The sequence below is a fragment of the Collinsella sp. AF16-8 genome (genome assembly GCF_003462695.1).
GTDB lineage: Bacteria > Actinomycetota > Coriobacteriia > Coriobacteriales > Coriobacteriaceae > Collinsella.
Window position 1 is genome coordinate 1 of record NZ_QRXX01000015.1, and the last position, 14,108, is coordinate 14,108.

Below are 14,108 nucleotides of genomic sequence, written 5' to 3' on the forward strand. Positions count from 1 at the left end.
AGGCGGGGCCGAGGCCGCCTCGATCAATTTGCGAAAGAATCTTGACGGTACCTTTCTTTCCAAAGATATTCAGTCGCGTTTGAGGTGTCTCTAAACAATAAACAGGCGTTTCTATGCAAAAACACCGATTCCGTTGCGCATCTTTGCCCAAAACGCAGTTGCGGTGAAATAGTTCCTGTTTGGGCGGCATAAGCCGAAAAACAAGAACTATTCCACCGCAACTTGACGGGGCTCCTTAGCAATCAACTAGGTGCCCGGGGGCACTCATTTAAGTCTGTCCCCAATGAGTGCCGCTAGCCGATGGCGTTTTTGAGTTCGGCGCGGCGCTTTTTCATGCCGGCCATGACGGCGTTGCGCAGCTCGGGCATGCGCGCGGTATCCATCTGAGGCACGCCCTCGAGCTTATAGGGGATCCCCAGCTGCTCATATTTGACGATACCCATGGTGTGATACGGCAGCATCTCCAGACCGACCACGTTATGCCACGGGGCAATCAGGCGGCCGAGCGCCTCACACTCCTCCACCGTGTCGGTAATGCCCGGCACCACCACATGGCGAATAACAACCTTAATCTTGCGACGGGCAAGCTCATCGCCAAACGCCAGGATGCGCGCAGGATCGCAACCGGTCAGCTTTTTATGCTCAACCGGATCGGCATGCTTGATGTCGAGCAGCACCATATCGGTCTCGTTGAGAACAGCATCGAACTTCTCCGGATGCTTGGGATCAAATGCATAGCCACAGCTGTCTAGGCAGGTGTGTACGCGGCCATCGGGGTTGTTGTGCATCACGCGGAACAGGTCGGCCAAAAACTCGGGCTGCAGGAGCGGTTCGCCGCCCGAAACGGTAATGCCGCCGCTACGGTAGAACTCATGGTTGCTCTGGAACTCGTCCATGAGATGCTCGACGGTCACCATCGTGCCGCCGTTAACAGACCAGGTATCGGGATTGTGGCAATACGCGCAGCGCATGGGACAGCCCTGAACAAACACCACAAAGCGGATGCCGGGTCCGTCGACCGTTCCCATCGTCTCGATCGAATGCACGCGACCCAGGGCATACGCAGAGTCCTCGGGATGAGCATCCACACCCTCAAGCGTCATCTCAGCCATTCCCGCAACCTTGCCTCTCTTTGGTTTTTGTCAATTAAAATGCCAGAGCCATTCTAGCCCATACGCCTGATGGCGAAACGGTTTAGCGGTCAATTTGATCGTCCTATTTGACTCCACGCAAAAGCAGCGGGAAGGTTGTCACAACCCGCTCGCCGCCGAAGCAATAGAAATCGATAGACGCCAGGCCCTACGCCTTAAGCGTAAGCACCGCGCCAAAGGCGGTCGGGCCGCAGTGGCTCGAGATGACGCCGCCGACCTGAGTCCAGGTAACGTCCTTAAAGCCCAGGTCGTGCGCATAGACTTCCATATCGTCGCGCAGCTCCTCGGAAAGGCCCACCGAATACGCCAAGCCAATGTGCGAGTAATCAATCTCGCCCTTCTCAACCATGTGATCGATAAAGGCGCGGGCGCACTTGAGCATAGAGCCGCGGAACTTCTTGGTGGCCACGAACTTGCCACCCGTCACCTCAATGCAGGGCTTAATCTTGAGCAGATGGGCGCCTAAGAACGCGACGTTGGACAAGCGACCGCCCGCCTTAAGGAAGGCAAGGTCGGTAGGAACAAAGCCCAGCAGCACGCGGTCCATGACGGAATTGGTGAAGGCGAAAATCTCGTCGACGGTGGCATCGGGGTGAGCCTCGATGTATTTGGCGGTCTCGACGACAACAAACGACTGGCCCACCGAGACAAAGCGCGTGTCCATGGAGAACACGTAGTCGCGCCCCGCAGCCGCAATCTTCGAGGACTGATGCGAGCAGGTCGTTACCTCGGAATATGCAAGATGCAAAATGGTCGCGTCGGGCTGCTCGGCGTGAATGCGGTCGTACACATGCGCAAAATCCGCCGGCGAGCAACCGCTGGTCTTGGGCATCACGCCAAACTCGTTGCAGCGCGAGTAAATCTCAAGCGGGTCGATCGATCCGTCTTCGACGGTCTCGTCACCAATCGTGACATGCATGGGCACGCGCACGATGCCATAGCGCTCGCAGAGCTCCGGCGTCACATCCGACCCAGACTCAACCACGATTACGTACTTGCCCATTATCATCACGACCCATCTCGACGTTGACTATGTATTACACGCGCACGCTCGCCGCCCCATTGAACAACGACTCACAAGCGCCAGAGAGACGCCGCCCTTCGACCACAGCAAAGGACAGCGTCTCCCTGAAAAACTCCGTGCTTCTCTGAGATTTTACACGGTTTATGAAGGAGTGTTACTTATTCCGCAAACGGTAGCTATACGCGATAAACGGTAGCAAGCAAGTATCCAGAACTCTCAACCCATCAGGAGAGTTCCGCCTAAAGGGTGACTACACAGGACCCCGCCGGGGCTGTTTGGGCTACCTCCCAAAACTTTCCGCAGGACGCAAGAAGCCCTCGCCGCACGAAGTGCGCAGCGAGGGCTTCTTGCATGTCCGAGGACGTTTTGGGAGGTAGCCCAAACAGCCCTGGCGATCCTGCGGGAGTTAAACCCCTTTAGAACTTGTTGTGGAAGGTACGCGAAATGACCTCGTCCTGCTGCTCCTTAGTGAGCGTGTGGAAGTTCACGGCATAGCCGGAAACGCGGATGGTCAGCTGCGGGTACTTCTCGGGGTGGGCCTGAGCGTCGAGCAGCGTCTCACGGTTGAAGACGTTGATGTTCAGGTGGTGGCCACCCTTCTCGGCGTAAGCGTCGAGCATGTGGACCAGGTTATCGGCCTGAGTCTCAGAAACTTCAGAAACCTTCATAATGTGTCTCCTTCGATTGATAGGCGCCGGCCGAAACCGTCGCTCTAATCAGTAATCGTTATTGTTAGTATAGCACTAACAATAGTTACTCGCCCAGCTGATCAAGGTCGATATCGCCAAAGAACACCTGGTCCTCCTTGCCGAGCGCACCCGGGATGATGGAGAAGGTGTTGGAGATGCCGTCCTGAGCATCGCGGAACGGGAGCTTGGAAACCGAAGACAGCGAAGCGATGGCGCCGTGGCTATCGCGCTTGTGCATGGGGTTAGCACCCGGGGCGAACGGCTGGCCAGCCTTGCGGCCGTCGGGCGTGGAGCCGGTCTTCTTACCGTACACGACGTTGGAGGTAATGGTCAGAACAGAGGTCGTGGGCACGGAGTTGCGGTAGGTGTCGTTCATGCGGATGTACTCCATGAACTGGTGCACAACGTCGTGAGCAATCTGGTCGACGCGGTCGTCGTCGTTGCCGTACTTGGGGAACTCGCCCTCGGTCTCGAAGTCGACGATGATGCCGTTCTCGTCGCGGACGGGGTGGACCTTGGCGTATTTGATGGCGGACAGGGAGTCAGCCACGACGGAAAGGCCAGCGATGCCCGTAGCGAACCAACGATGCACGTGCTTGTCGTGCAGAGCCATCTGGATGCGCTCGTAGCAATACTTGTCGTGCATGTAGTGAATGATGTTCAGCGAGTTGACGTACACGCCAGCAAGCCACTTCATCATGTCGTTGTACTTGGCCACAACGTCGTCGTAATCGAGCGTATCGCCCTCGACGGCGCGATACTTGGGGCCGACCTGCTTCTTGGAGACCTCGTCAACACCGCCGTTGAGTGCGTAGAGCAGGCACTTGGCCAGGTTGGCACGGGCGCCGAAGAACTGCATCTCCTTGCCAATGCGCATGGAGGACACGCAGCAGGCGATGCCGTAGTCGTCGCCGTGGTAAACGCGCATGAGGTCGTCGTTCTCGTACTGGATCGAGGAGCTGGCGACAGAAGTCTTGGCGCAGAACTTCTTGAAGTTCTCGGGCAGACGGGTCGACCACAGAACGGTCATGTTGGGCTCGGGGCTGGTGCCCATGTTCTCGAGCGTGTGCAGGTAGCGGTAGCTCATCTTGGTAACGAGCGTACGGCCGTCAACACCCATGCCGCCGATGGACTCGGTGACCCACTGCGGATCGCCGGTAAACAGGGCCTGGTACTCGGGGGTACGGGCAAACTTGACCATGCGGAGCTTCATGATGAAGTGATCCACGAACTCCTGGATCTGCTCCTCGGTGAAGGTACCGTTGGCAAGGTCGCGCTCAGCGTAGATGTCGATGAACGTGGAGGTACGGCCGATGGACATAGCGGCGCCGTTCTGCTCCTTGACGGAAGCGAGGTAGGCGAAGTACATCCACTGGATGGCCTCCTGCGTGTTGGTAGCAGGGTTGGAAATGTCGAAACCATAGGTCTCGGCCATCATCTTGAGCTCGCCGAGGGCGCGGATCTGCTCCTGCAGCTCCTCACGATCGCGGATGTTGTCGGCGGTCATGACCGTCGGGGTGGAAGCCTTCTGGGCCTCCTTGTCCTTGATCAGGTAGTCGACACCGTACAGGGCGACACGACGGTAGTCGCCGATGATGCGGCCGCGGCCATAGCCATCGGGCAGACCGGTGATGATGTGGGCCGAGCGGCAGGCGCGCATCTCGGGGGTGTAGACATCGAAGACGCCGGCGTTGTGAGTCTTGCGCTCGAAGGTGTAGCGCTCGACAACGTTCTCGTCGATCTTGTAGCCGTGCTGGCTGGCAGCCTGGCAAGCGATGCGGATACCGCCGTTGACGTGCAGCGCGCGCTTGAGCGGCTTGTCGGTCTGGAGGCCGACGATGGTCTCCTTGTCGCGATGGGCGTTATCGATGTAGCCAGCGGGGTGGCTCACGATACCCGTGACGGTCTTGGTGTCCATATCGAGGACGCCGCCCTGCTCGCGCTCCTTGAGCAGCAGGTCGAGAACCTCGCCCCACAGCTCCTTGGTACGCTCGGTCGGGCCGGCGAGGAACGACTCGTCGCCCTCGTAGGGGGTGTAGTTCTTCTGGATGAAGTCTCGGACGTCAACCTCTCCCGTCCAGATGCCTTCCTTGAAGCCTTCCCATGCCTCCTGCATTGTGTAACCACGCTCCTAGTTACGTGTAATGCGGCGCTCTCTCACACCGCTGCTTATTGAATTCTTGAATTATCGGCTTGCACTACCGGCTTCTTCCGTTCTTCACCACACGTTGGTACAGGGAAAAACGTTTGTCCACCTTGGAACTGCAACCCAAAACCCAAGATTTCATCCGTTTGAGAAGGATAACATAGCCACCCCCTTCATCAGGGCTGTTATATGTTTCTTTTTTTATATCATAAGGGCGTTTTTTACAAACCCGCAGGAAATGCGAGCGCGAACAACTACCGTTCACCGATTTGTTTGGTATTTTTCCTTGTCTTTATACGACGTTCACTCTAGCTGTTATGCCAGTTTTAGTAGGGTAAAGTGCCCCAGAGACCCCACAGAAACTGCAGGGCGGTCACGGGACTTCCCCCGTGGCCGCCCTGAGGCGTGGCTAGTTTTTTAGCTTTGATTGCCGCTTGGCATTAGGCGGCTGCGGCGGCCTTGTCGGTCGTTGCCTTGCTGTGGCCCTGGCCCTCAAAATGCTTGTAGCACCAGCTGGTGACCAGCGGGGTCAAAATAGCCGTCACGATAGCACATGCTGCAACCTGTGCCGTAGCCGTCGCGAGCACGGCACCACCGTACATGGCCCCGTTGACGCTTGCCATGGCAGCAGGCGTGGCCACATTGGCTCCGGCGCAGCTCGAAATGGCTGCACCTGCGACACCCGTACCGCCCGTGAGCTTATCAACCGCGATGACGGGAATTGCAAAGACCACCGAGCAGATCACGCCGAGCAGAATACCGGGAAGACCGCCATTAATGAGCTGGCCAAAGGTCATGGTCGAGCCCATGGCAAAGAAGACGAGCACGATGATGGCGGAAAGTGCCGGTGCCATCATCTTCTTAAAGCTCGGGAAGAGGTTACCCAGAATAATGCCGACGACGATCGGCAGGATGGCGCCCACGAGCGACCAGCCGATCGGAGCCTGACCGGCAGCGCCGAGCACGATCATCGTGACCGGAGGGCCGACAACCAGCGTGGTGATGGCGACGGCGCCACGCTCGGCCTCATTGCCCATGGTGCCCATCAGACCAGCGTACATAGCGTTGTTGGCGCCGGTGCAAGCGGCCAGCATCACCATGGCAGAGATGCCAAACAGGTTGTCGTTGAATACATAAAGGATGAGCAGCGACACGGCAACGACCACGATCTGCTTGACGGCGATGATGATGGCGCCGCGGGCAGCGGCGGCAGGAGCACTCTTAAACGAAATCGTCGTACCGACGATGAGCAAAAAAGCGCCCACGAGCGGGCCTGCGCCCTGCTGAGTCATGCCAAGCGTAAAACTGCCGAGCGTTTTGAACAGGTCGGGGAATAGCGTGTTGAGCAGGCAGCCCAGCAAAAGCGGCACCAAAATATTGGCACCCGGGATGGAGGACATCTTAAAGAACGGCTCCTTTGCCGCCGGCGCCTCCACCGCAGTCGATTCACTCATATATATCTCCTTTGGATGCATGCGAATCGTAGCCGCACGCGCCTATGTCAGAAAGAAGGCGACGGTCCCGAGTCGCAGGAACCGTCGCCGAATAATCGTCGTGGGGTATTACCCGTCCAGGACGATGCCGCCGTCGCAGTCGCCGATCTCGCCGTTCACGAAGCTGGCGAGGTCGGAAGCGAAGAACAGCACCATCTGCGCAGGCTCGCTGGCCTGGGCGGCGCGGCCCAGAGGAATACCGTTGATGATGCGCTGAGAGTTCTCGTCAGAGAGAATCGAGGTCATATCGGTAAGGGTGAGCGACGGGCACACGGCGTTGCAGCGGACGCCAAACTTGCCGCCTTCCTTGGCGACTGCCTTGGTTAGACCGTTAACACCGGCCTTGGAGCTGGCGTAGGCAGCGGTGCCGAGCAGGCCGCCGCCGATCTTGCCAGCAACAGAGCTCACGTTGACGATAGTGCCGGCATGGGCCGCCTTAAAGTGCGGGTACACGGCGTTCATCATGGTAAAGGTGCCGTTGAGGTTGATGTCGATGGTGCGACGCCACTCGGTGTCCTCGATCTCGTCGAACTTCTTGGTGCTGATGACGCCAGCGCAGTTGATCAGGATGTTGGTTTGCGGCAGGTCCGTAAAAATCTGCTCGACGGTCTCACGCGCCTTAGGCGCATCGGCAACATCGAGCTGATAGAACTTGTTGCCCTCGCCAAGCTCGGCCACAGCGGCCTCGCCCTTGGCAGCGTTCCTTGCGATGAGCGCGACGTGTCCGCCGCCCGCGACGATGCCCTTGGCGATCTCGAGGCCAATGCCCTGAGTGCCACCCGTGACAATCGCGGTTTTGCCCGTGAAGTCAAATGCCATGACTCCATCCCCCTTTATATAAGGTGTCTCCTTGCGGGAAGTTGGAGCATCGCACGTGGCGATAAATGAGTCCCAGTCGTCATGGTGGTGACAACCCCTCGCCTAACCGCGGGCATAATAGTTCTTTGAAACGCTTCAGCAATTGAATTTTTTAACTCTTTATGCGCTCTTTATATTGTCCACTGCATGAGGCCCGAATATGCGGGTATCATCTTTCACCGAAAATAGTTTCTAGTGTTAGGGGTTTTCGGTGGAAGATACCGGTTTCCATGAGCTTGGGCGTCAGCTCTTAACTGAGTTTGGCAGCATGCATCATCGCATTTCACGCTCTGCGGACAAAGCTCTCGGCGGCGAGATGGCTGTCATGCGCGCCCTCATGCTCGCTGGCGGTTCGCTCACGCCGAGCGAACTCGCAAATCGCGCCTGGGTCTCGAGTGCCCGCATCGCCAATATCTTACGCACTCTCGAAGCCAAGGGCTGGGTCGAGCGCGAGCACTCAAAGACCGACCGTCGTCGTGTACACGTCACGATGACCGATAAGGGATTCCAGAATCTCGAAATCAAACGTCGGGAATTCGAGGAGCGCACCGCGGCCTTCCTCGAGCAGCTCGGCGAAACAGATACCCAAGAGATGGTGCGCCTTCTAAGGCGTTTCAACGAAATTATCGACCGCAATCAAGAAAGGAGAGATGCCGAGTGAGGATTCTCAAGCTCTTTAAAAAGCATGTCCTGGCACTGTTCACAGCTATCGTACTTATCGTAATCAGCTGCAACGCCGATCTGGCACTGCCTACCTACATGAGCGACATCGTCGACGTGGGCGTACAGCAAGGCGGCATCGCCTCGCCCGTGCCCGACACCATTCGTGCCGAATCACTCGATGACCTTGAGCTCTTTATGAGCACCAAGGACGCCAAAGCTGTGGAGGCCGTGTTTAGCAAGGCTGACAAAAAAGGCATTCGAACGTACAAGGGCACCGAGGATGAGCGCGCCGACGGCGGCAAGATTGCCGACATTATGAGCCTGCCCGAGACCGTCGTCCTTTCTCTCAACCAGGGCATCGACGCCAGCTCCATGGGCGACATGACCGGCGCATCCACCGAGGCAAGCAATGGCGGCGGCGCCCAGGCCATGCCCACCCCCGAGCAGATGGCGGCAATGACGCCCGAGCAGCTCGCCGAGATGCAGCAGAAGGCCACAGCGGCGCAAAACATGCAAAAGCAGATTGATGCCGACGGCGGCAAGATCACCATGAAGAGTCTGCGCCTAGGTGTCGAGGGCGGTCTGGTAGACCAAAGCAAGCTCGTCGAGGGCGCCAATGAAATGGCGGACAAAATGGGCTCCATGTCGGGCTCCATCGTGACCCAACGCGCCGTGAGCTATGTGCAAGACGAGTACAAGGCGCAGGGTATCGACCCCGCCGACGTGCAGAACGCCTACCTGGGCCGCATGGCGACCACGATGTTTGGTCTGTGCCTGATCTCACTGGTCGCCACCATCCTAACCGGCGCCGTGGCCTCGCGCACCGCCTGTTCCATCGCACGCGACCTGCGCCGCGAGACCTTCAACAAGGTCATGCACTTCTCGCCGGCCGAGGTGGGCAAGTTTAGCCAGGCCTCGCTCATCACTCGCTGCACCAACGACATTCAGCAGATTCAGATGGCCGCAACCCTGTTTATCCGCATGTGCCTCATGGCGCCCGTCATGGGCATCGTCGCCGTCATGCGCGTCCTGGCCAACCACACCGGCCTGGAGTGGACCATCGCCGTGGCCATCATCGCGGTCTCGGCCGTCGTCGGCGTGCTTATGGGCCTCACCATGCCCAAGTTCAAAAAGATGCAGAGCTTTGTGGACCGCGTGAACCTTACCGCCCGCGAGCTGCTCGACGGCCTTATGCCCATCCGCTCGTTTAACCGCGAGGAGCATGAGCTCGAGCGCTTTGACCAGGCGTCCCTCGACCTGATGACCACGCAGCTCTACACCAACCGCGCCATGAGCTTTATGATGCCGCTCATGATGCTCGTCATGAACTGCATCACCGTGCTTATCGTCTGGTTTGGCGCGCAGGGCGTGTCCGACGGCGTGATGCAGGTCGGCAACATGATGGCGTTCATCTCCTACACCATGCAGATCGTCATGGCGTTTATGATCCTCACCATGGTTTCGGTTATCCTGCCCCGCGCCGAGGTCGCAGCAGAGCGCGTGGAAGAGGTCATCACCTGCCCCACGAGCATCAACGACCCTGCCTCGCCCAAACTGCCCGCAGCCAGCGCGCCGCGCGGTGAGCTCACCTTCCGCGACGTGAGCTTCCAGTACCCCGATGCCCGCGCCGATGTCATCAGCGGAGTGAACTTCACCACACATGCCGGCCAGATGCTCGGCATCATTGGCTCAACGGGTTCGGGCAAGTCCACGCTCGTGCAGCTGATTCCGCGCCTGTACGACGTCACGGGCGGCAGCATTTCGCTCGACGGCATCGACGTGCGCGACATGACCCTTTCCGAGCTGCGCCACCGCATTGGTTACATCCCGCAGCAGGGTCGCCTGTTCTCGGGCACCGTCGAGAGCAACCTCAAGTTTGCCGGCGACATGGTGAGCGATGATGATATGCGCCAGGCGGCACGCATCGCCCAGGCCGAGGACTTTATTGCCGAGCGCGAGGGCGGCTACGACTCCCCCATCAGCCAGGGCGGCTCCAATATTTCGGGTGGTCAGCGCCAACGCCTGGCCATTGCCCGCGCGTTGGCCAAAAAGCCCGAGGTCGTGGTGTTCGATGACTCGTTTAGCGCCCTCGACTACAAAACAGACGCGCGCCTGCGCGAGGAGCTTGCCAAAAACGTTACCGACGCCGCGCTCGTGGTCGTGGCCCAGCGCATCGCGACCATCATGCACGCCGACCAGATCATCGTGCTCGACGACGGCCACGTGGTGGGCACCGGTACGCACGAGGAGCTGCTGCACAGCTGCCCAGCGTACCTGGAGATCGCACAGTCGCAGCTTTCCGCCGAGGAGCTGGGGCTCACCCAAGAAGAAATTGAAGCCGTCATGGAAGGAGGCGAGCGCTAATGGCAGACAAGACCAAGACTCAGATTCCCAAGCCCACCCGCCGGCGCGGTCCCATGGGCCGCATGGGTGGCATGGGCCGCGGCGAAAAGGCCAAGGACTTTAAGGGCACCATGAGGCAGCTACTCGGCTATATCGGTCAGCACAAGATTGCCGTGTTTGCCGCCGTCGCCTTTGCCGTGTGCTCGGTCATCTTTAACATTGTGGGACCCAAGGTGCTCGGCCAGGTTACGACCAAACTGTTCGAAGGCCTGGTCTCCAAGGTCAACGGTACCGGCGATGTCGACTTTGCCTGGATCGCCAAGACGCTCGGCTTTTTGCTCTGCCTGTATCTGGCAAGCTCTGTCTGCAGCCTCATCCAAGGCTGGCTTATGACCGGCGTCACGCAAAAGATTTGTTACCGTATGCGCAAGGAGATCGCCGCCAAGATCGCCGTCGTGCCGATGAGCTACTTCAACGGCCACAGCAAGGGCGACGTGCTCAGCCGCATCACCAACGACGTCGATACGCTGGGTCAGTCACTCAACCAGAGCGTGACGCAGCTCATCACGTCAGTGACGCAGATTATCGGCGTGCTCGTCATGATGCTGTCGATCAGCCTGCCACTTACCGGCGTCACCGTGCTCACGCTGCCGGCAGCCGCGATTATCCTAACCGTAATGATTCACTTCTCGCAGCCGTACTTCCGCGAGCAGCAGCAGGTCCTGGGCACCGTCAACGGCATTATCGAGGAGGACTTTGCCGGCCAGAACGTTATTCAGGTGTTCGACCGCGCCGAGGCCTCGATCGAGGAGTTCGACAAAGAGAACGACCGCCTCTTTATGAGCGGCTGGCGCTCGCAGTTCCTGTCGGGCCTGATGATGCCGCTTATGAGTCTGGTGGGCAACATGGGCTACGTGGGCGTCGTCGTGGTAGGCGCGCAGCTCGCGCTGACCGGCAATGCCACGCCCGGCGACATCCAGAGCTTTATCCAGTACGTTCGCAACTTTACGCAGCCGGTGCAGCAGCTGGGCAACGTGAGCAACACGATGCAGTCGATGGCCGCTGCCACCGAGCGCGTCTTTGAGTTCCTCGCCGCGCCCGAGGAGGAGCAGAAGGCCGACGCGCAGATTCCCGAGAAGCGCCCCGGCCACGTGGAGTTCGACCATGTCAAGTTTGGCTACACGCCCGACAAGACCATCATCCACGACTTTAGCTGCGAGGCGCAGCCCGGCCAAACCATTGCCATCGTCGGCCCCACCGGCGCCGGCAAGACCACGCTCATTAAGCTGCTGCAGCGCTTTTACGACGTGGACGGCGGTTCGCTGCGCGTCGAAGGCGTCGACGTGCGCGACTGGGACCGCGCGGCGCTGCGCGGCGAGTTTGCCATGGTGCTGCAGGACACCTGGCTGTTTAACGGCACCATCCGCGAGAACATCCGCTACGGACGCCCCGATGCGACCGACGCCGAGGTCGAGGCCGCCGCACGCGCCGCACGCTGCGACCACTTTATCCATACGCTCGCCGGCGGGTACGATTTTATGATCAACGAGGAGGGCACTAACCTGTCGCAGGGTCAGCGCCAGCTCGTGACCATCGCCCGCGCCATTTTGGCCGACCGTCCGGCGCTGATTTTGGACGAGGCGACCTCCAACGTCGATACCCGCACCGAGGAGCTCATCCAGCGCGCCATGGATGCGCTGATGCAGGGCCGCACGAGCTTTGTCATCGCGCATCGCCTGTCCACGATCCGCAACGCCGACGTGATCTTGGTGATTCGCGACGGCGACATCGTCGAAAAGGGCACGCACGACGAGCTGCTCGCCCAAGGCGGCTTCTACGCCGACCTGTACAACTCGCAGTTCGACGAAGCGGCGTAAATTCTGTCGCAAGGAACGAATAACGCCCGAGAACGGGGACGCAGGACAATCTGCGTCCCCGTTTTTGTTTTGCAGCCCTCGAACCGCCTCCCCTGGGACCTGATTGACGCCCTCCCTCAAGGCCCCGTGGACAAAAAATGGCAAATATGAGTACTGTCACCTTTTTAGTAACAGCCAAAACTGCCCCAAACGACCTCATTGCGGCCTAGATATGCCTTCAAATTGATCAAAATGCCCGGTAGCATGCTTCTGTGTGCCAACGTTAATGAACATATTTACTGTTGTGTCTATTATCTTGTAAGATCGATATGATACTACGCTAGCAACAGTACTCATATTTGCCATTTTTTGTCCACAGGACTTAGAGAACGCCAAAAAATCTAGCAATGCCAGCGAGCAAACCGCGTCAGCCGATGCAAGGAGTGTCCCCAAGTGCCGGCAGATAAGGAACGTCCCTAACTGCCAGGTTTGAAAGGTAGTCATTGGGGACGTTCTTAAACGACTAGTCAAACAAGAACGTCCCCAACGACTACTCATTTAAGTATGTCCCCAATGAGTGCCCCTGGAGCAAGACAACGCCGCAGGTAGAGGGCGGACAGCGAGCGCCGTTACGCGGGTTGGTAAACCCGCGTAACTAAATACGTTCCGCGATCTCGTGAATGAGGTAGTCGGTCTTTTCCCAGCCCAGGCACGGATCGGTGATCGACTTGCCAAAGACGCCGCCGTCGACCGGCTGGTTGCCGTCCTCAAGGTAGGACTCGATCATAAAGCCCTTGACCAGCTTGGAGATGGATTCGTTGCGGCGGCAGCTGTCGAGCACTTCCTTGCAAATGCGATACTGCTCCAGCGGACGCTTGCCCGAGTTGTCATGGTTGCAGTCGATAACCGCTGCCGGGTTGGCGTAACCGGCGTGCTCGGTGTAGCGCTCGGCCAGACGCTCCAGGTGCTCGTAGTGGTAATTGGGGTAGGTACGACCGTCGAGGCCGATGTAGCCGCGCATGACGGCATGCGCGAGCGGGTTGCCGTCGCACTCGACCTCCCAGTTGCGGAAGATAAAGCTCTGATGCGCCTGGGCGGCGTAGATGGAATTGAGCATGACGGTGGTGGAACCGGCAGTGGGGTTCTTCATACCCACCGGCACCGAAATGCCACTCGACACCAGGCGATGCTCCTGGTTTTCGACCGAGCGCGCACCCACGGCGACGTAGCTCAACAGGTCGACGAGGTACTGGTAGTTGGACGGGTAGAGCATCTCGTCGGCAGTGAAGAAGCCAGTCTCCTCGATGACGCGCAGGTGCATGTGGCGGATGGCCTTAACGCCCTCGAGCAGGTCATCGGGCGCCTCGGGGTCGGGGTTGTGCAGCAGGCCCTTGTAGCCAGTGCCCTTAGTACGCGGCTTGTTGGTGTAGACGCGCGGAATGATGATGAGCTTGTCCTTGACCTCCTCGGCGGTTTTGGCCAGGCGGTTCATGTACTCGAGGACCGAGTCCTCGCGGTCGGCAGAGCACGGTCCGATGATGAGCACCTTGCGCGCGTCCTCGCCGGTAAAGACCTTGGCGACCTCGGCGTCGAATGCCTGCTTCTTAGCGGTAAGCTCGGCGGAAAGCGGCATTTCCTCGCGGATCTCCATGGGGATCGGCAGCCTGCGTTTAAATTCCATGGCCATGCGGGGCCTCCTCAATCAATTGATGGCAACGAGAACATTGTCGAATGCTCGGCATTATCCGCTGTCGCACGCTAAAGTGCAAGCACAACCAGCCAAAAAGGGAATGGATAACGAGCGAGGATTTTCGGGCGCTTCCAACGAGAGTGGTGGCGCGCGCAGACGTGGTGTAAGAGCGTCCCGAGGTCCGTCGCTGCAAGT

10 protein-coding genes are annotated in these 14,108 nt (G+C 58.9%); 3 read left to right on the top strand and 7 right to left on the bottom strand.

Going from position 1 to position 14,108, the window contains the following annotated elements:
• Nucleotides 1-293 precede the first annotated feature (293 nt).
• From pflA to DWW73_RS09785, 6 genes are all read right to left on the bottom strand, one after another.
• Nucleotides 294-1,112, bottom strand: coding sequence for a pyruvate formate-lyase-activating protein (gene pflA, locus DWW73_RS09760; protein WP_117779456.1), 819 nt, complete (start codon nt 1,110-1,112; stop codon nt 294-296).
• 187 nt (nt 1,113-1,299) lie between these two features.
• Nucleotides 1,300-2,154 carry a DegV family protein gene (locus DWW73_RS09765; protein ID WP_117779457.1) on the bottom strand — a complete coding sequence of 285 codons (855 nt, stop codon included), beginning with the start codon at nt 2,152-2,154 and terminating at the stop codon, nt 1,300-1,302.
• A gap of 437 nt (nt 2,155-2,591) precedes the next feature.
• Entirely contained in the window at nt 2,592-2,843 is a 252-nt protein-coding gene (gene grcA3, locus DWW73_RS09770) for an autonomous glycyl radical cofactor GrcA3 (RefSeq protein ID WP_055252439.1), read from the bottom strand.
• Between the two features lie 85 nt (nt 2,844-2,928).
• Entirely contained in the window at nt 2,929-4,980 is a 2,052-nt protein-coding gene (gene pflB / locus DWW73_RS09775) for a formate C-acetyltransferase (RefSeq protein WP_117758359.1), read from the bottom strand.
• Between the two features lie 470 nt (nt 4,981-5,450).
• A complete protein-coding gene (locus DWW73_RS09780; RefSeq protein WP_233509199.1) occupies nt 5,451-6,464 on the bottom strand; it encodes a 2-keto-3-deoxygluconate permease in 1,014 nt (337 codons plus the stop codon).
• A gap of 108 nt (nt 6,465-6,572) precedes the next feature.
• The gene (locus DWW73_RS09785) at nt 6,573-7,322 is read right to left on the bottom strand and encodes an SDR family NAD(P)-dependent oxidoreductase (protein WP_117779459.1); all 750 of its coding nucleotides are present in this window, start codon (nt 7,320-7,322) and stop codon (nt 6,573-6,575) included.
• A gap of 250 nt (nt 7,323-7,572) precedes the next feature.
• Between DWW73_RS09785 and DWW73_RS09790 the strand changes: the two genes are divergently transcribed.
• Genes DWW73_RS09790 through DWW73_RS09800 form a run of 3 tightly spaced genes read left to right on the top strand, consistent with a single transcriptional unit; the run spans nt 7,573 to nt 12,244 of the window.
• Nucleotides 7,573-8,022: a MarR family winged helix-turn-helix transcriptional regulator gene (locus DWW73_RS09790; protein WP_117779460.1), complete on the top strand. Its 450-nt coding sequence runs from the start codon at nt 7,573-7,575 to the stop codon at nt 8,020-8,022.
• Nucleotides 8,019-10,388: an ABC transporter ATP-binding protein gene (locus tag DWW73_RS09795; RefSeq protein WP_117779461.1), complete on the top strand. Its 2,370-nt coding sequence runs from the start codon at nt 8,019-8,021 to the stop codon at nt 10,386-10,388. The genes DWW73_RS09790 and DWW73_RS09795 overlap by 4 nt, the downstream gene beginning before the upstream one ends.
• Nucleotides 10,388-12,244, top strand: a complete 1,857-nt coding sequence (locus tag DWW73_RS09800) for an ABC transporter ATP-binding protein (protein ID WP_233509201.1) — start codon at nt 10,388-10,390, stop codon at nt 12,242-12,244. The genes DWW73_RS09795 and DWW73_RS09800 overlap by 1 nt, the downstream gene beginning before the upstream one ends.
• Before the next feature lie 634 nt (nt 12,245-12,878).
• Here the strand turns inward: DWW73_RS09800 and DWW73_RS09805 are convergent.
• Nucleotides 12,879-13,910, bottom strand: a complete 1,032-nt coding sequence (locus DWW73_RS09805) for a 3-deoxy-7-phosphoheptulonate synthase (protein WP_117779462.1) — start codon at nt 13,908-13,910, stop codon at nt 12,879-12,881.
• Between the last annotated feature and the right edge of the window lie 198 nt (nt 13,911-14,108).

Excerpts from the sequence above, each read along its gene's own strand:
- grcA3 (WP_055252439.1), bottom strand. The coding sequence starts at position 2,843 with ATGAAGGTTTCTGAAGTTTCTGAGACTCAGGCCGATAACCTGGTCCAC.
- pflA (WP_117779456.1), bottom strand. The coding sequence starts at position 1,112 with ATGGCTGAGATGACGCTTGAGGGTGTGGATGCTCATCCCGAGGACTCT.
- DWW73_RS09780 (WP_233509199.1), bottom strand. The coding sequence starts at position 6,464 with ATGAGTGAATCGACTGCGGTGGAGGCGCCGGCGGCAAAGGAGCCGTTC.
- DWW73_RS09785 (WP_117779459.1), bottom strand. The coding sequence starts at position 7,322 with ATGGCATTTGACTTCACGGGCAAAACCGCGATTGTCACGGGTGGCACT.
- DWW73_RS09800 (WP_233509201.1), top strand. The coding sequence starts at position 10,388 with ATGGCAGACAAGACCAAGACTCAGATTCCCAAGCCCACCCGCCGGCGC.
- pflB (WP_117758359.1), bottom strand. The coding sequence starts at position 4,980 with ATGCAGGAGGCATGGGAAGGCTTCAAGGAAGGCATCTGGACGGGAGAG.
- DWW73_RS09805 (WP_117779462.1), bottom strand. The coding sequence starts at position 13,910 with ATGGCCATGGAATTTAAACGCAGGCTGCCGATCCCCATGGAGATCCGC.
- DWW73_RS09765 (WP_117779457.1), bottom strand. The coding sequence starts at position 2,154 with ATGGGCAAGTACGTAATCGTGGTTGAGTCTGGGTCGGATGTGACGCCG.